The sequence below is a fragment of the Psychrobacillus sp. MER TA 171 genome, from assembly GCF_023713305.1.
In the GTDB taxonomy this organism is placed as follows: domain Bacteria; phylum Bacillota; class Bacilli; order Bacillales_A; family Planococcaceae; genus Psychrobacillus.
On record NZ_JAMAWN010000003.1, the window covers coordinates 134,936 to 150,662 of the forward strand.

Consider the following 15,727-nt stretch of genomic DNA (forward strand, 5'->3'; position numbering starts at 1 on the left):
CGCGGTTAACATCGTCCTCTTCATGGGAATTTTTATATTCCTATGGAGAGGATTTTTTTATTTAGCTGAGATGAGACGAGGAGAGATTAGATGAGAGAGTATATTGAAAAGGTTAATAAGAAAGAGCATTTATCATTCGAGGAAATGAAGGAAGCTTCCAGAATTATTTTTGAGGAAAGCACAGATTTAAACTTGATACAGGAATTTTTGATTGTTTTATCTAAAAAAGGAGAAACGGCAAACGAAGTAGCAGCTCTTGCTACGGTAATTAAATCTTTAGCCGTCAAGCTTGATATACCTTCCGGAAATTATATGGATAATTGCGGAACGGGTGGTGACGGATCTAATAGCTTTAATATTAGTACAGCCTCAGCGTTTGTTATGGCAGGTGCGGGTGTAAAGGTAGCTAAGCACGGGAATCGAAAAATCTCCAGTGCATCTGGGAGTACAGATGTATTAGAGGCACTTGGAATAGAACCTATGATTGATATACAAGGTTCTTTAAATATTTTAAAAAATGAAGGCATTACGTTTTTATATGCCCCAATTGTACATCCGAAACTAAGAAGAATCGGACTAGTGAGGCAGCAAATAGGTAAACCAACTATCTTTAATCTCGTTGGTCCACTTACAAACCCAGTTCCACTCAACAGTCAATATACCGGCATTAACCGGTCAGATTTTACGATGGAATATGGAAAGGTGCTGCATATGCTTGGAAGAGAACGAGCCATTGTAGTATGCGGGACTGGAGGTATGGATGAGGCTTCCCTTGTAGGCAGTAATTCTTTCGTGTTAGTAGAAAAGGGTGACTTGATCCCTTTCACCCTTTCTCCTGAGGATGTTGGCCTACCCACATATCCAGCCTCAGCTGTACAAGGAGGAACTGCTCAAGAAAATGCCATGATCATGCGGAACTTGCTTAACGGTAAGCAAGATGCTTATTTTGATAGCGTTATATTTAACGCAGGTATCGGTCTTTTTGCCAATGGAGCGGTTAATAATATACCTGAGGGTGTAAAACTAGCTAAAGACAGCATTCTCTCTGGCAAAGCTTTTAATAAATTGGAGGCGGTTATCGCCTATAGCTCATCAGCAGCGCAGGAGGTAATACTATGACTACGATTCTCGAAAAAATTCTTAAAGAAAAAGAGAGCTATGTTAATCAGTTGATGCAAAAAAAGCTACCGATATCTAAAAAAGACAGTAAAAGATCTTCTCTTTTTGAGCTTTTATATAAGAACAAGCAGCTCCAAGTCATTGCTGAGATTAAACGAGCATCCCCTTCCAAGGGATTAATACAAGGAATGGTAGACCCTGCTCACCAGGCGCTACTTTATCAAAAATCAGGGGCTGCCTGCATATCCGTTTTAACCGATACTCCTTTCTTTCAAGGTAGTTTTGAAGATTTAATGACTGTAGCAGATACAATAGACATACCGATTTTGTGCAAGGACTTTATCATACACGAAATACAAATTGATTTTGCTAAAAGTGCTGGTGCATCTATCATTCTTCTCATTGTCGCAGCACTTTCGAAGGAAAAGTTAAAAGATTTATATGCATATGCAGTGTCAAATGGTCTAGAGGTGCTAGTGGAAGTTCATAACGCCCAAGAGCTTGATGTAGCACTTCAATTAGATGCAAAACTTATTGGAGTGAATAACAGAGACTTACATTCATTTGAAGTTCATTTAACTAATACCGCTGAATTGGCAAAGCATTTTCCATTTCAAGAGAGACGGGTGTTAATTAGTGAAAGCGGTATATGGACTACCGAGGATGCCAAAAGAGTTGCGGGCTATGGTGCCAGTGCAGTATTAGTAGGAGAAGCCTTAATGAGAAGCGGTGAGGTGCAGCAGTCTATCCGTAGCTTACAGGTCGAACGGGAAGTGGTTGTCCTATGACTAAGGTGAAAATATGTGGATTGATGGAGAAAACTCACGTCCTTGCAGCAGTAGAAGCCGGCGCCGATGCCATAGGCTTTGTCTTTGCACCTAGCAAAAGGAGAATCACAATAACCCAGGCGCATGAGCTAGCGAAAATAGTTCCAGCAGATGTTTTAAAAATAGGAGTCTTTGTTAATCCGGATCAGGAAGAACTGGAGCGAGCTATTTTAGAGGTTCCTTTAGATGTTATACAGCTACATGGCGAAGAGGAGCCAGACTTTTTTAAAGATATTAAAACTGCATGTATTAAAGCGATATCAATCCGAGATAAAAGTGACATGGAGACAGCAAAAAGGTTTGATACAGATTACTTGTTATTTGACGCCCCTGGTACAGATTTTAAAGGAGGCAGCGGAATGACGTTTGATTGGCAATTATTAAGGGGTCATAGCATCTCTACCAACCGGATTATTCTTGCTGGTGGGTTGAAAAAATCGAATGTTAGAGAAGCAATTGATCGAGTAAAGCCCTATATGGTAGATGTTTCGAGTGGAGTAGAGATAAGTGGTAGAAAAGACGAGCAATTGATACGTGAGTTCATACGAACGGTCAAGGATGAGGAGAGATGAGCATGGTACAAACAAAAGCTGGAAGGTATGGTCGCTTCGGTGGCCAATATGTGCCGGAGACATTAATGACGGCACTAATAGAATTAGAAAAGGCATACGATTTGGCAATTCAGGATTCAACCTTTATAGAGGAAGTAAATTATTACCTGAAAGATTATGTAGGAAGAGAGACACCTCTCTACTTTGCAGAACGTCTCACAAAGGAAGTAGGCGGAGCAAGGATTTTATTGAAGCGCGAGGATTTAAACCATACAGGTGCCCACAAGATAAACAATACGATCGGGCAAGCGCTCCTGGCCGTTCGGATGGGCAAGAAGAAAATTGTAGCAGAAACTGGAGCAGGTCAGCATGGAGTTGCGACCGCTACCGTTTGTGCATTATTTAATCTAGAGTGTATCGTCTTTATGGGTAAAGAAGATGTTTGTAGACAGCAGCTAAATGTTTTTCGCATGGAGCTGCTAGGTGCAAAGGTAGTATCAGTCGATCAAGGATCTGGAACCTTAAAAGATGCTGTGAATGAAGCTCTCAGATACTGGGTCGCACATGTGGAAGACACTCACTATATATTAGGTTCTGCTCTTGGACCACATCCATTTCCGAGAATAGTACGTGACTTTCAACGAGTAATTGGTGTAGAAACTAGAAAACAAATATTAGAAAAGGAAGGCAAACTACCTGAAGCCATCGTCGCCTGTGTCGGGGGAGGAAGTAATGCGATTGGAATGTTCCATCCTTTTATAGACGATACAGATGTAAATTTATACGGAGTGGAGGCAGCAGGAGAGGGAATTGAAACTGGAAAACACGCTGCTGCAATAGCTGGGGCTAAGGAAGGTGTATTGCATGGAGCCTATATGTACATTCTGCAGGATGATAATGGATTTATACAGGAGGCTCATTCAATATCCGCCGGTTTAGATTATCCTGCAGTCGGTCCAGAGCATAGTTATTTACATGACATTGGCAGGGTCAACTATCTTTCCGTGACAGATTTAGAGGCATTAGATGGATTAAAGTTACTTGCGAAGACAGAAGGAATCATTCCAGCCCTAGAGAGTGCACATGCCATCTACTATGCAGCTAAGCTTGCAAAGGAAATGAGACCTGATCAAACAATCGTCATTTGTCTTTCTGGTCGCGGTGACAAAGACGTTCATACTGTCAGAGATGCATTGGGAGGGATGAATCATGACTAAAAAGAATCTGGAACAGGCAATTGTTAATTGCTTACGTAATGGACATAAAGCTTTCATCCCTTATATTATGGCAGGTGATGGCGGTCTCGATCAGCTGAAGGATAGAATTCTATTTCTCCAAGCGGCGGGTGCCACTGCTATTGAATTAGGCATACCATTTTCAGATCCGGTGGCAGATGGACCTACCATTCAGCAAGCAGGAGAAAGAGCCCTCCAAAACGGAGCCACCTTGTCGAACATTCTAGCTAAGCTAGAAGAGTTTTATGAAGAGGTTGATGTTCCTTTGGTGCTGATGACGTATTTCAATCCCTTATTAAGTTACGGACTAAGTAATTTTGCAGAGGATTGTGAGCGTCTAGGCATTGCAGGGATAATTGTACCTGATTTACCTTATGAGGAAAGTGAGGTCTTAAGAGATGCCTTAAAAGAAACAGATCTAGCAATAGTACCGCTCATTTCGCTGACTAGCCCTAAAGAGCGAATAGCCAAAATAGTGCGTGCAGGAGAAGGATTTATATATGCGATCACCGTTAATGGTATAACAGGTGCACGGGAAGGAATGAATAAGGACTTAGATGAGTACCTACATACCATTAAAGAGCTGAGTAATCTACCCGTGATGGTTGGGTTTGGGATATCTACTCCAGAGCAAGTAGAAAAAATGAATGTCATGGCTGATGGGGTAATCGTGGGAAGTGCAATTGTAGAGGCATTTAGAGAACAAGATTTAGAGCTAATTAGTAACTTAATAAATGCTTCCAAAAATAAAGTAATCTCTTAAAAAACAAAGTTAAAGATATGAGGCAATGCGATCTATATTATATTGGATTGCTAGTCTAAGCTTAATCCAAAATATAGGAAAGAGACTGAATCATAACTAGATAACTAGTCTAAAAATTAAAAGACGAGAAATCCACTACTTGATTTCTCGTCTATACTTTTATAAAGGTAACTTATTTTTTAGTAAATAACCCTCTATTATCGTTGTTTGGAGAGGAGGGGCGACTCCTGGGGAATAAGCTAACGAAGCGACGAGAAGATTGAAGTCGTGCCCTCGGAAAGCAGCGGGAACGGAAAACAACCATGCTTTATTTTAGTGAACATATCACGATTTAATAGGAATAGCTGTCACTTTTACTGTACTGTTCATAAGCTAAATACCCAGCTAATAAGCCCAATCCCGGTCCCCATGTAATAGCTGATAGAAGCGAAACTGTGGTAAACATGTTTAAAACGATGGCAAGTACTAATCCAATCATCATTCCAAGTGGTATCAAACTATCCAGCAAATTTTGACTACTTTTTGTTTTCTTTTTTCCAAGTGTGCCGTTTTCATACTTATATTTCATTCTAAGAATAACAAACACTGCAATTCCACCTACTATTATAATAGGTAGTAAAATACGCGCCATGTCCAAAATGTAGTTCATACTTTATCTCCCTCCTTATAATTTTCTTATTATTCTAATTTTAACATAATTAGTTACGCTTCTCTAATCACGAACCTTAAGCTAAATGTTTTATTAAAAAATTCTACCAGTAATTTTTACTAGTGTCCTATAATTTAAGAGGATTTCTATCTTATTTATAGAATTACTGTATTAGGCTAATAATAGGTGAAGGTCGTAACCATATTTCATTAGAATAATTATATTATAACGAGAATAGAGGCAATTACATGGTTGAAATTAACAAGGCAACAAATTTAACAAAGCTTTCTGCATTTCTCGAAACACTCAACAATCAAGCAAAGTATCATATCGGCTATTGTGGACAAGACGCCGAGGAAATAAAATATACAATACTACATGAGTTTTCTGATTTGGATTTAGAGCACTCCTTTGCGGTAGCCTCTGAGCTAGACACGATTAAAGGTGCTCTTGGCTTTGACATAGATGAGGAAGAGAGAACCATTGAGGTATGGGGACCATTTGTTTTAGAGTCAGAGCAATATAAGGAAATAGCCGATGCCATGTGGAAACACCTGGTTTCAAAGCTGCCTTTTGAAATTAAAACCTTCGAATTCTTTGTCGGTAAGGAAAACTTTCGTACAAGAGAATATATTCGTGAAACTGGCGGAGTGGAAACCGGTCAGCATTTGATCCTAACAGCTAAAAAAGAGAGCTTTTGTTCAAAAAGTACAGAAGTCGTTGAATATGACCATTCTTTTAAAGAATCATTTGAAGCCCTTCACACTGTTACTTTTCCAGAGACCTACTATAATAGTTCAGAAATTTTAAGTAGGTTGGACAAACATAATAGACTAATGGTGGTAGGAGGTGGAAATAAAAAAATAAAAGGTTATGTTTATGTAGAGGCAGAGCCTAGTTTTAACGATGGGACAATAGAGTATATAGCAGTTTCTACTGAATATCAGAAACAAGGAGTAGGGACCCAGCTTCTGCAAGCTGCCTTACAATACTTATTTTCCTACGAAAGTATTACGGAAATTACTTTAAGCGTTAGTTCTGGTAACGATGAAGCGATAGGTCTTTATAAGTCATGTGGTTTTGATTTAAAAAGTGAGCTAGTCGCCTATAGGAAGTGATCTTGGGACTTAATAAAGTAAATAAATTTAACTTCCTAATTATGAACATATATTAAAGGGGAATAACAAATGGAATTATACCATTATGTAGGATACCAGCAAGATAGTAATGAATACATCAATCCAGAGCAAGCGATGAAACATGGTTTAAATATTTCTACAAAAACAGGTTCCTATACAAACGGAGGACGCTTGTTTTCTAAAGTAACAGAAAAATATAGACCATTACGTGCACCGACATGGATTGATTTTAGTCAAGCAATAGGAGCTGAATTTACGGCACCTTCCAAGCCTTGTTTCAAGTTTCCTATTTTCACTAACAAAATCCTCATTTTTAATAGAGAAATCTCTAGTGATTTGTTTGCTTACATAGAGGACGATTATATGAAAGAAGAAACAGGGGGAGGTTATTTTACTAAGGGGCTCCCTTCTAAGGAAACCTTAGTAAAACAATACTGGGAAAGCATGATCAGTATCGAGGATTATTTAGCAAATAGGCCATATGAAAATGCAGAAATCCTAATTTTTATGACAGTTCCACCTGAAATACTTGAGTTTATTGAATAGGTAACTTACATATATATTCAATATGAAAGAAATAAATCTTTGTAGAGGCACTAGCTTTGGTTAGTGCCTTTGCTATTTAAACTAATTTTAGGAAGGGTGCTAATTATGGAGTTTCACAAAATACATTTCCTCCAAAACTACTCGTCTTTCCAACTAATAGAGGAAGGTTACTCAGAGGACGAGAAATGGTGTGTAAATCAAAAATATTTACTTCGTTTATCCAGTCATACAGATCTTCAACAATTAAAAAATCAAGCCGAGCTCACAAATAAAGTACATAAATTAGACCACCATATCCCATGTGTCTATGAGGTTGGGGTTTTAGAGGATAGAAGTTACGTAATTTTAGATTACATAAAAGGCGAAAATGGAGAAATGAAACTTCCTACTCTATCAAAAAAGGTTCAATATCAAGTAGGTATACAGGTTGGAGAAACACTCCGTAAAATGCATAGTATCACAGCTCCACCTAATACTCCTTGTTGGGAGGAAGTATGGACAAAGCGTATTATAAAATTGACACCTCAATTTCTACCTATAGTAGAGGCAAATCCTGATTATAACTGCATACTTCCTTTTATAGACAGTCAAATTCACCTGTTAAAAGGAAGACCAAGCTGTATTCAGCATTATGACTTTCACACTGGTAATATTTTAATAGATGACGAAAAATTTAGTGGTTTAATCGATATGCAAAAAATTAGATATGCCGATCCAGTCAATGAATTTTATAAGCTTGAATATTTTAATGTACAGGTTAGTAAATCATACTCAAAGGGAGTATTAGATGGATATCATAAGCAAGGGGAAATACCTTCTAGCTTTTGGGAGTTACATCGGTTTTATGCTGCAGTTCATCTAATTTCAGCTGAGGTATGGGGACATCAAGTTGCAATCAAACAAAAAGAAAAGTTCCAAGCATTTACCCGATTTACGTTAGACCAATTTAATAATTTCCAGCTTTTAATACCTAAATGGTATACCGATCAATAACTAAAGTGTAGAAGAAGACTGCTCCTGTCATTTAAATATCGTAAGGGAATTTTGCTAGTGCCTGATCACATAGTGAGCAACTATTCTTCTAGTAAATATAAAAATGTCTAGTATTTTTTTATATACTCATCTACAATTGGCACTAGGTACTAATTGTAGATGATAAGGTGGTTAATATGTATAAGTTTGTATTAGGTATAGCTAAAATTATTGTAAGATCTTTTGGTAAAGTAGAGGTATTGCACCAGGATCGTTTGCCAAAAGAAGAGGGGTATATTGTCACATGTACTCATAGAGGGTGGCTGGAAATAGTTATATTAGGAATTGCAGTTCCAAGACCAGTTCATTTTATGGCAAAAAAAGAGCTATTCAATAATAGAATTATCGGTTTTCTGTTACGTAAAATCAATGCGTTTCCAGTAGATCGTGACAATCCTTCACCGAGTACTATAAAAATTCCAGTTAAATTATTAAAAAGCAAGGAAGTAGTAGGTATTTTCCCAAGTGGAACACGCAATTCCGAAGGAGCTACATTAAAAAGAGGGGCAGTGACGATTGCAAACCTATCTAAAACTCCAATTATTCCAGCTTATTATGAGGGACCTCGTACTTTAAAGGAATTAAAGCAAATGAAAAAAGCTACCATCATATTTGGGGAACCCATTTTTATACAAGTAAAAAATAAAGATGAATTTGCCTTATATACAGAGCTGTTAAATGACCAGACGCAATTATTGGCAGAAGAATTTCAAAAAAACAATCATGGATAAATAATCAGACCTAAGGCTTAGTAAACAAAAGTCTTAGGTCTATTTTAGTTCACTCTACCATTTACTATAATTTAGGAAAGGTCTAAAAAAGGTGGTGAGTTCGTGAAAAACAATAAAAAGAAGTTAATTATTTGTACAATTTATTCTGCAATTTTATTCAGTATCCTCTTAGTCGTGACTTCTTTATCTCCAATGGCTGATATTGGTGAAAACTCAAATAAGTTTGGAACAGCGGGCATGTGGCTAGGTTTAGCATTCTTATTAATTTGCTATCTAGTACCCTTACTTTTATATTCCTTCGGTATTTCTTTTATGAAATATATTATGGCTGTTGCATGTGTTTTAGGTGCAATTAGCATATTCTTTTTAATTATTGCATTTGTGATTATTGGTGCGATCTATTCGATAGGAATACAGCTATTTATAGCAATAGGAATTAGTATTTTATTGCTGATCGTAAACAGCCGTTGGATGTACCTTGCATTTATTTCAAAGCCTATAACGCAGAGCGATTACGCTTAATTAATATTTGTTTCAAAACACAGCCCCTTTGACATAGAAGGGATGGAGGGAAAGTATATGAATTTAAAAAGAATAGTATACGTTTGTATAACCATTTTATTGGTTGGAGTTGTTATTAATATTGCCTTTAATGTAAGAGGATTTTATCAAGTAGACGCTGCTAAGGTAACAACCATAACTGAGCAGTTTGATCATGTGGAAGTCACTTCTGACAATGCATCTATTAGTGTATTACCTACGTCTAGTTCGGATGCGTCAGTTGAATATTCATCCAAACAAAACAGAAAAAATCTTTCGGTTAAAGTGAAGGACAATACTCTATTAGTAGAGCTAAAGCAAAAGTGGTGGAATAATTTTAGATTTGTAATAAACACGAGCAGTAATAAGCTAATCATTTATTTACCTGAAAAAGAATATGAAGAAATAATGGTGTCTACATCGAATGGCAGTGTGGAAGGGAAGGAGATTAAGGCAAATCAACTTATTTTTGAATCTGATAATGGCTCAGTAGAATTAGAAGACATTATTGGCAAAGATGTCTATGCCGAAACGAATAACGGTAAAGTTTTCATGAAAAATGTCGAAGGAAAAATCGAGGCAGATTCAGACAATGGATCCATCACGTTGAATACAAAAACACTAGATCAGCATATCAGCCTAAGCACGGATAATGGTAGCATTGAAGTGAACTCTGATCAGGAGCCTACAAACGCAACCATTACAGCAAGCTATGATTTCGGTGGTATTAATATTTACGGATCCTCTGATAAAACCATCACATATGGCAAAGGCAAGTATCAAATTGAGCTGGATACGGATTTAGGCAGTATATCTGTTAAATAAATTTTTATAGAAGATATAATACGAGTGAGAATGGACTTTTATAGTTCATTCTTTTTTTAATGGGTAAGGTTTTGATCAAACCTACTAGAGTATAAAAACCTTGCACAGTCGTAAATAAATCTTGCGGAGACGAAAGAGAATCTTGCAGAGATGGGTAACAATCTTGCAGAGATGAACTCAAACCTTGCGGAAATGAACCAGAACCTTGCAAAGTGCAAGCAAGAAGCGCTTCACATCAATAGTTACTTGCAAATCAATAGTTGTATGTTCTTACCAGAAAGGTCATAATATTTGATTACATCCACCTTGATATCAGACTACTCGAATTAAAAATTATTCATCTATACGAACTGCCATCTTCCTGCTAACTGTTTCCATTCCAAGACTTTCGTAAAAGGAAATGGCGCCATTATTGAATTCCCACACGTTCAATTCCAATGTAGTTGCTCCTTGGCTTCTTGTCCAATCCAGGCATGCATGGAATATTTTTTTGCCAACACCCTTTCTGTTATGCTTGCCTGCCACTCCAAAGTCATTGATATATGCAAATTTTCTTGGAATTAATGAGTCGAACAAAGGAGCTTCTTTAACCTCTACTACCGCAAACCCAACAACCTCGTTAGCCAGCCTCGCAATTAATATTTCACTGGATGGATTTGTTAACAACGAATGGAAGTATTCATCCGGCATTACTTGGTCGACCTGTCTAAAAATATTTGGTAAGGCAAGGGAATGTTCGTCATGCCCTTCTTTAACTAATAAATTAATCGAATTAAAATCATCTAAAGTTGCACATTCTATTAATATTTCCATTCTATGTCTCCTACTTATACTATATACTTTAATTTATTTTACTAGAGTGCTATGTTTTTGCAACTTTAAAATCCAAATTTTCTTACTTTATAAAATAAACAAGGAATATAATAGAGAAAACTAGTTTTTCAAGTATAGGCCAAATAACAATAAAGGATGAAGGCAAAATGAAGTATCCAGCAGCATTTGTAGATAAAATAACAGGAGCTTTCCAAGAAGAAGGAAGGCAATGGCTCGATCGATTACATCTAATAATCGAAGAATATAAAGAAAAATGGGATTTGTCGATAGAGGAACCAGTAGACAACTTGTCTTATAACTATGTATTAAACGTAAAGCAGCAAGATGGAACACAAGCAATTCTCAAAATAGGAGTTCCTAACTGGGATTTTTCTAATGAAATTAACACGCTTATTACATATAACGGAACAGGATGTGTAAAATTACTTCGTTTTAATCACAAGGATGGGATTATGTTACTCGAAAAACTATCCCCAGGCAATATGCTTTCTGATTTGCCGGAGGAAGAGGCAATCGAGACATATGTTGAGGTATGGAGCAAACTACCAAGAACAGTAAATCCAACATACTCAATGACAGAAATCATTACATGGTTCTCAGGTTTTGACCGTTTTTTGAGGAGTGAGTATGCAGACAAGTATCCTTTGAAGGAATTTGTATTAGAAGCCAAATCTTTTGTTAGCGACTTTATAAACAACAAAGATGAGATATTTCTTTTGCATGGAGATTTGCATCATGAAAACATCCTATTTTCCGACTCACATGGTTGGACAGCTATAGATCCAAAAGGAGTGATAGGTCATCTATATTTTGACTTTACTTCCTTTATGGTCAATCATCTTCCGAAAAATCAGGATGTGAAACAAGTAATACACAACAGAATAAATAAAATTTCTACTTTATTACATTTAGATAAACAAAAACTAATTAAAGCTAGTTTTATAATGGGAACTTTGAGTACTTGCTGGGCAATCGAAGATAAGGATCCGAACTGGGAGATATCTTACATAAGCACTCAACTTTTTCGTAGCTTCCTTGTTGAGTAAGTTATTGCTTGAGTTGAATATAGTGTATTACAGAAGGAAATAAGTGGATTTAGGTAGAAATATATTGTTAAGGAAGTGAAAGGAGGAAAACGGCATGGAGTGTAAAATAGTTAAGAAAATTTTTAAAATAGTAGCACAAAGAGGTAATGGAGCTTTTACGAATTTTAATACAGAGGTTCCAAAAGCTGCCCAAAAATTTCTAGTTCGGATAGATGAAATTAAAAATAGTTCTGGTACTGAAATATCTATTTTTGAACCTAAAATAGATAAAAACCATCTGGAAGGTATCTATTATGTAGGAGTAGTAGTTAACCAGACAATAACTGAAATACCACCTGGAATGGATTACATTGAATTAAGCCAAGTATATGTTACTACGAGAGGAAATATAAATAATATCGGGAGCCTGCATAATCAATTATTGAAATGGACGGATAATAAAGGTTATAAAAGGAAATTAGATGATTACATTGTAGAAACATATCATCCATTGGCAAATGGTGAGGAAGAAGTTGAAATCTACTTGCCAATACATACTTAAATTCTCATTAATGTTAGTCCAGCTATCCACCTTGGTTAGATGAATACTTCTCTTAAAGACACAATAATCTATAACTAAAAACTTACAAATGATATGAACTAACTTACTTCAATTAAGAGGCATTGATCCGGAAAGGATTAACGCCTTCTTAAATTGAATTACTTATTGTAGAAACTGGGAAGTTTAGCTCAGTAAGTGTTGCTGTCTTAAAAAGATATCAATTGAAGAAGGAGAAATGTGATATAGAAAAATAGGTATTTTTTTATTTGATTAACTTCCTTAGAAAGCATATAAATGTCATAGTTCTCTATTTATTTAGCGTAAAAATTAGTAAATAGATTCTGAAATCCACTTTTTGGAATATATTCGTTTACAAGGTTCTTATAAAGGGAAGCGTCTAAATAAATATAGAAAAGGGGTGTACCAATGAATGCCGCTACACAATATAACGGTTTAGTATTATTAAATGGTTATCTTCAAAGACTATATGTTTTTGAAAAAACAAAAGGTATTCTGAATAATGGTGCTTTTAATGTTGAAAAAATAGATATCATTACTCAACAATTAAAAAAAGTACTAGAAATAGCAGAAGTTTTTAATAGTAAAAAAAGTTTAGATGAGCCTAACAAGAATAGCTTGTTAGAAATCGCCCATATAGCAGAAGAATTATGTGAGGAATATAAAAATGAAATGGTAAAAAGTAACTCGTTTAAGGAAGAACTTGCAGTGACTGCATCAGCAATTTATGCCGAAGAGCATATAAATAATGGAATTATACAAATGGGGGAGTTATTTAATCCAGAAGTAAAAGATCGTTTCATGCAACATATTTTGTATTACAGAGATAGAGTAGCTTTAGTTAATTTCGTAGTTCAAAAAGAATCAGAAGGAGAAGAGATCTTGCAGAAAGATAAGGAGCAAATAGTTACTTGGTATAACCAAACTATACAAAACGCGCAGTATATTTCAAAGGATTTTGACTCTATAAAGGAATATCTACAACTTTCAACTTAGTTTTTCTGAATTTCCAATAAGAGAACAGTTAGGGGTTACTATACGTAAATAATAATTTAAAACGCTCTCAGAGCTAATCTCAAGCGCCCTAATAGATAGCAAACTTTCCAGTAAAAGTAATATAAAACTATAAATTTTAAAAAGGTTCCCAAATTCATATTTGGGAACCTTATTTTGTGATAAAATGGATGTTATGAGGTGAGCGAAATGCAACAAGAAATTCCGAGATTATTAAAGGATTTTTTAGTATATTTGACAACTATTAAAGGAAAATCTCCTCGAACTAGAAAAGAGTACGAATATGATATTAGTCTGTTCTTACGTTTTATAAAATCTATGGATGAAGACATTCCTGCAAACAAAATAGAAAAAGTAAATATAAAAGATATTAAGATTGATCGAATAAGAGAAGTCACGTTAGAGGATCTTTATATGTTTATTGAATTTTGTGAGGTACAGAGAAATAATAGTGCAGCAACTAGAGCGAGAAAGGTTGCAACTCTGAAATCCTTTTTCAAATATTTAAAGGGGAAACGAAAATTATTGGAGGATAATCCGGCAGATGAGCTGGAAAGTCCTAAAATCGGGAAGAAGTCTCCTATTTACATGAATCAGGTAGAGGCAGAACAATTTATAGCAGGTATAAAGCGGAGCAATCATTACTATAGAAACTACTGTATGATTATGCTGTTTTTGAATTTAGGACTTCGTGTCTCTGAGTTATGTAGCCTAGATCTTAATTCGATACATGATCGAACCCTTCGAATCGTCGGTAAAGGAAACAAGGAACGTACGGTATACTTAAATAACGCCTGTATTAATTCTATTCAAATGTATTTTGAAAAGGAAAGACCAACTATTCAAGGGGCAAAAGACAATAATGCTTTATTTTTATCTCAAAAAGGAACACGTCTGACAAGACAAACCGTTGCTAAAATAGTGAAGCAGATCAACGTAGACTCTGGACTTAAAAATGATAAAATAACTCCCCATAAGCTACGTCATTCAGCTGCAACGATTATGTACAAGCATGGAGCAGACATAAGAAGTCTACAGCATATTTTAGGTCATACGAGCGTTTCCACGACCCAAATCTATACGCATGTGGAAGACAAAGAAATACAACAAGTTTTAGAGAGCAATCCATTCAATCAAATCAATTAGTTACATATAACTTTATTATGTAAACTAAAATCGTTTTAAGAAAGCTACGTTAAGGTTATTGGTAGATTTTAACTTAACATTTCTTTTTATTCCGAGTACAATTTAAATGACTATTAAGAAATAAATAAATTTATGAAGTGTGTTGGAGTCATTTTTACGGCTTTGTTTATACGAGTGTTTTATACCAATAGAGCTTTATAAATGAAAGCTGTTCTCCATTTATCGTTCGGGGTGTTAAACGGAGACATAAGCAGGGATTAGGGAGACAGATAAGGATGTCACAACCACGCGCGCAGCGTCCGTTTGGCGCGGAAATCAATTTTACTTCCCGAATAAGAGTACATCTTATATCAACCCTAACCTTTAACATAGCCTAAAGACAAACACTGGATTCTGTTAACTTCTTATCCTTTAGATCGTAATGGAGTAGTGTAATGCATTAGAATCAACACAGAAAAAGTCGAGTCCGATTACATAAGGATTCGATTTTTTCTGTTTTTCTTACAGCTGATAGTCATGGATTAGATTAAAGCGAAGATCCTTATTTTTCTTCTACTACATTTAAAAGGCATCGGTCTTGTGGACAATATAAGAGAAAGGGTACAAAATAACGGTTGTTTTCTTTTTATTTACTTATAATATTATTATGTAAACTAATTGTTCATCCTTTTTTACCGATAACTTAAGTCATTTTTTCATGGACGAATATACTACAACAGGAATATGAAAAGATGAGGGGAAGCAATGAAAATAAGGGACATATATAATCGTTTACTAAAGGGTGAGAAGTTCAAAGACGTCAGTGAAATAAAGCTAAACCAATTACCTGTGAAGCATCCAGCAGACTTGGTTGGACCATCGCCAATTATGCAGGAAATGGCTGAAAAGCACTCGAAGCATTTCAAAGAAAAAAATAGAAAGTACCCACTTTAATATAGTGGGTACTAACTGTTGTTTTCAAAATAAGTTATTCTCTTCACTAATGGCTCTGTCTTTTTTACGTGGATTGGTTTAACTAGGTCTCCCGTAATCGCTACCGTCTTAACATGTTTGTTGCTTTTTTTGGATGCATTGAATCCACTTAGCTTTTTTGCTGCCCGACTCCTCACATCTTCCGTGCAAATAGGAACCTTTTCACTTAGCATACTCAACACTCCTTAAGAAATAAATA

General features: G+C 35.8%; 19 protein-coding genes and 1 other annotated feature (1 of these 20 only partly in view). Of the genes, 16 read left to right on the forward strand and 3 right to left on the reverse strand.

Annotated elements, in window-relative coordinates; genetic code table 11:
• Nucleotides 1–22: a binding site (T-box leader), on the forward strand (it extends 195 nt beyond the left edge of the window).
• A 68-nt stretch (nucleotides 23–90) separates the two neighbouring features.
• Genes trpD through trpA form a run of 5 tightly spaced genes read left to right on the forward strand, consistent with a single transcriptional unit; the run spans nucleotide 91 to nucleotide 4,495 of the window.
• The gene (gene trpD, locus M3627_RS04420; RefSeq protein ID WP_251553083.1) at nucleotides 91–1,119 is read left to right on the forward strand and encodes an anthranilate phosphoribosyltransferase; all 1,029 of its coding nucleotides are present in this window, start codon (nucleotides 91–93) and stop codon (nucleotides 1,117–1,119) included.
• A complete protein-coding gene (gene trpC, locus M3627_RS04425; protein WP_251553085.1) occupies nucleotides 1,116–1,907 on the forward strand; it encodes an indole-3-glycerol phosphate synthase TrpC in 792 nt (263 codons plus the stop codon). Before trpD ends, trpC begins: the two co-directional genes overlap by 4 nt.
• On the forward strand, nucleotides 1,904–2,518 hold the full coding sequence (locus M3627_RS04430; RefSeq protein ID WP_251553086.1) for a phosphoribosylanthranilate isomerase: 615 nt from the start codon (nucleotides 1,904–1,906) through the stop codon (nucleotides 2,516–2,518). Before trpC ends, M3627_RS04430 begins: the two co-directional genes overlap by 4 nt.
• Nucleotides 2,519–2,520: 2 nt before the next feature.
• The gene (gene trpB / locus M3627_RS04435; protein WP_483315276.1) at nucleotides 2,521–3,714 is read left to right on the forward strand and encodes a tryptophan synthase subunit beta; all 1,194 of its coding nucleotides are present in this window, start codon (nucleotides 2,521–2,523) and stop codon (nucleotides 3,712–3,714) included.
• On the forward strand, nucleotides 3,707–4,495 hold the full coding sequence (trpA, locus tag M3627_RS04440; RefSeq protein WP_251553088.1) for a tryptophan synthase subunit alpha: 789 nt from the start codon (nucleotides 3,707–3,709) through the stop codon (nucleotides 4,493–4,495). Before trpB ends, trpA begins: the two co-directional genes overlap by 8 nt.
• Nucleotides 4,496–4,826: 331 nt before the next feature.
• On the opposite strand, the gene M3627_RS04445 is transcribed toward trpA, so the two are convergent.
• Nucleotides 4,827–5,144, reverse strand: coding sequence for a hypothetical protein (locus M3627_RS04445; protein WP_251553089.1), 318 nt, complete (start codon nucleotides 5,142–5,144; stop codon nucleotides 4,827–4,829).
• A 248-nt stretch (nucleotides 5,145–5,392) separates the two neighbouring features.
• Here M3627_RS04445 and M3627_RS04450 point away from each other — a divergent pair, with 248 nt between their 5' ends.
• The 6 genes from M3627_RS04450 (at nucleotide 5,393) to M3627_RS04475 (ending at nucleotide 9,957) form a co-directional block, all read left to right on the forward strand.
• Nucleotides 5,393–6,262 (forward strand): GNAT family N-acetyltransferase, encoded by an 870-nt coding sequence (locus M3627_RS04450; RefSeq protein WP_251553090.1) that lies wholly within the window; start codon nucleotides 5,393–5,395, stop codon nucleotides 6,260–6,262.
• A gap of 69 nt (nucleotides 6,263–6,331) precedes the next feature.
• On the forward strand, nucleotides 6,332–6,829 hold the full coding sequence (locus tag M3627_RS04455; protein WP_251553091.1) for a hypothetical protein: 498 nt from the start codon (nucleotides 6,332–6,334) through the stop codon (nucleotides 6,827–6,829).
• A 105-nt stretch (nucleotides 6,830–6,934) separates the two neighbouring features.
• Nucleotides 6,935–7,822 (forward strand): aminoglycoside phosphotransferase family protein, encoded by an 888-nt coding sequence (locus tag M3627_RS04460; protein ID WP_251553092.1) that lies wholly within the window; start codon nucleotides 6,935–6,937, stop codon nucleotides 7,820–7,822.
• A gap of 176 nt (nucleotides 7,823–7,998) precedes the next feature.
• Nucleotides 7,999–8,592 carry a lysophospholipid acyltransferase family protein gene (locus tag M3627_RS04465; RefSeq protein ID WP_251553094.1) on the forward strand — a complete coding sequence of 198 codons (594 nt, stop codon included), beginning with the start codon at nucleotides 7,999–8,001 and terminating at the stop codon, nucleotides 8,590–8,592.
• Between the two features lie 102 nt (nucleotides 8,593–8,694).
• Complete coding sequence (locus M3627_RS04470; RefSeq protein ID WP_251553095.1) at nucleotides 8,695–9,114, forward strand: DUF5391 family protein; 420 nt, start codon at nucleotides 8,695–8,697, stop codon at nucleotides 9,112–9,114.
• Between the two features lie 57 nt (nucleotides 9,115–9,171).
• The gene (locus M3627_RS04475) at nucleotides 9,172–9,957 is read left to right on the forward strand and encodes a DUF4097 family beta strand repeat-containing protein (protein WP_251553096.1); all 786 of its coding nucleotides are present in this window, start codon (nucleotides 9,172–9,174) and stop codon (nucleotides 9,955–9,957) included.
• 333 nt (nucleotides 9,958–10,290) lie between these two features.
• On the opposite strand, the gene M3627_RS04480 is transcribed toward M3627_RS04475, so the two are convergent.
• Nucleotides 10,291–10,770, reverse strand: a complete 480-nt coding sequence (locus M3627_RS04480; protein ID WP_251553097.1) for a GNAT family N-acetyltransferase — start codon at nucleotides 10,768–10,770, stop codon at nucleotides 10,291–10,293.
• A gap of 167 nt (nucleotides 10,771–10,937) precedes the next feature.
• Between M3627_RS04480 and M3627_RS04485 the strand changes: the two genes are divergently transcribed.
• The 5 genes from M3627_RS04485 (at nucleotide 10,938) to M3627_RS04505 (ending at nucleotide 15,489) form a co-directional block, all read left to right on the forward strand.
• A complete protein-coding gene (locus M3627_RS04485; RefSeq protein WP_251553098.1) occupies nucleotides 10,938–11,837 on the forward strand; it encodes an aminoglycoside phosphotransferase family protein in 900 nt (299 codons plus the stop codon).
• Nucleotides 11,838–11,931: 94 nt separating this feature from the next.
• Nucleotides 11,932–12,378 carry a GyrI-like domain-containing protein gene (locus M3627_RS04490; RefSeq protein ID WP_251553099.1) on the forward strand — a complete coding sequence of 149 codons (447 nt, stop codon included), beginning with the start codon at nucleotides 11,932–11,934 and terminating at the stop codon, nucleotides 12,376–12,378.
• A gap of 426 nt (nucleotides 12,379–12,804) precedes the next feature.
• Nucleotides 12,805–13,392, forward strand: coding sequence for a hypothetical protein (locus M3627_RS04495; RefSeq protein WP_169359131.1), 588 nt, complete (start codon nucleotides 12,805–12,807; stop codon nucleotides 13,390–13,392).
• 207 nt (nucleotides 13,393–13,599) lie between these two features.
• Complete coding sequence (locus M3627_RS04500) at nucleotides 13,600–14,556, forward strand: tyrosine recombinase XerC (protein WP_251553100.1); 957 nt, start codon at nucleotides 13,600–13,602, stop codon at nucleotides 14,554–14,556.
• A 744-nt stretch (nucleotides 14,557–15,300) separates the two neighbouring features.
• Nucleotides 15,301–15,489: a hypothetical protein gene (locus M3627_RS04505; protein ID WP_251553101.1), complete on the forward strand. Its 189-nt coding sequence runs from the start codon at nucleotides 15,301–15,303 to the stop codon at nucleotides 15,487–15,489.
• A gap of 11 nt (nucleotides 15,490–15,500) precedes the next feature.
• Here M3627_RS04505 and M3627_RS04510 read toward each other — a convergent pair whose 3' ends face one another.
• Complete coding sequence (locus M3627_RS04510) at nucleotides 15,501–15,701, reverse strand: hypothetical protein (RefSeq protein WP_251553102.1); 201 nt, start codon at nucleotides 15,699–15,701, stop codon at nucleotides 15,501–15,503.
• Between the last annotated feature and the right edge of the window lie 26 nt (nucleotides 15,702–15,727).

Bases quoted from the DNA above. Each gene is read 5' to 3' on its own strand.
- trpD (WP_251553083.1), top strand. From the start codon at position 91: ATGAGAGAGTATATTGAAAAGGTTAATAAGAAAGAGCATTTATCATTC.
- trpC (WP_251553085.1), top strand. From the start codon at position 1,116: ATGACTACGATTCTCGAAAAAATTCTTAAAGAAAAAGAGAGCTATGTT.
- M3627_RS04430 (WP_251553086.1), top strand. From the start codon at position 1,904: ATGACTAAGGTGAAAATATGTGGATTGATGGAGAAAACTCACGTCCTT.
- trpB (WP_483315276.1), top strand. From the start codon at position 2,521: ATGGTACAAACAAAAGCTGGAAGGTATGGTCGCTTCGGTGGCCAATAT.
- trpA (WP_251553088.1), top strand. From the start codon at position 3,707: ATGACTAAAAAGAATCTGGAACAGGCAATTGTTAATTGCTTACGTAAT.
- M3627_RS04445 (WP_251553089.1), bottom strand. From the start codon at position 5,144: ATGAACTACATTTTGGACATGGCGCGTATTTTACTACCTATTATAATA.
- M3627_RS04450 (WP_251553090.1), top strand. From the start codon at position 5,393: ATGGTTGAAATTAACAAGGCAACAAATTTAACAAAGCTTTCTGCATTT.
- M3627_RS04455 (WP_251553091.1), top strand. From the start codon at position 6,332: ATGGAATTATACCATTATGTAGGATACCAGCAAGATAGTAATGAATAC.
- M3627_RS04460 (WP_251553092.1), top strand. From the start codon at position 6,935: ATGGAGTTTCACAAAATACATTTCCTCCAAAACTACTCGTCTTTCCAA.
- M3627_RS04465 (WP_251553094.1), top strand. From the start codon at position 7,999: ATGTATAAGTTTGTATTAGGTATAGCTAAAATTATTGTAAGATCTTTT.
- M3627_RS04475 (WP_251553096.1), top strand. From the start codon at position 9,172: ATGAATTTAAAAAGAATAGTATACGTTTGTATAACCATTTTATTGGTT.
- M3627_RS04480 (WP_251553097.1), bottom strand. From the start codon at position 10,770: ATGGAAATATTAATAGAATGTGCAACTTTAGATGATTTTAATTCGATT.
- M3627_RS04485 (WP_251553098.1), top strand. From the start codon at position 10,938: ATGAAGTATCCAGCAGCATTTGTAGATAAAATAACAGGAGCTTTCCAA.
- M3627_RS04490 (WP_251553099.1), top strand. From the start codon at position 11,932: ATGGAGTGTAAAATAGTTAAGAAAATTTTTAAAATAGTAGCACAAAGA.
- M3627_RS04495 (WP_169359131.1), top strand. From the start codon at position 12,805: ATGAATGCCGCTACACAATATAACGGTTTAGTATTATTAAATGGTTAT.
- M3627_RS04500 (WP_251553100.1), top strand. From the start codon at position 13,600: ATGCAACAAGAAATTCCGAGATTATTAAAGGATTTTTTAGTATATTTG.
- M3627_RS04505 (WP_251553101.1), top strand. From the start codon at position 15,301: ATGAAAATAAGGGACATATATAATCGTTTACTAAAGGGTGAGAAGTTC.
- M3627_RS04510 (WP_251553102.1), bottom strand. From the start codon at position 15,701: ATGCTAAGTGAAAAGGTTCCTATTTGCACGGAAGATGTGAGGAGTCGG.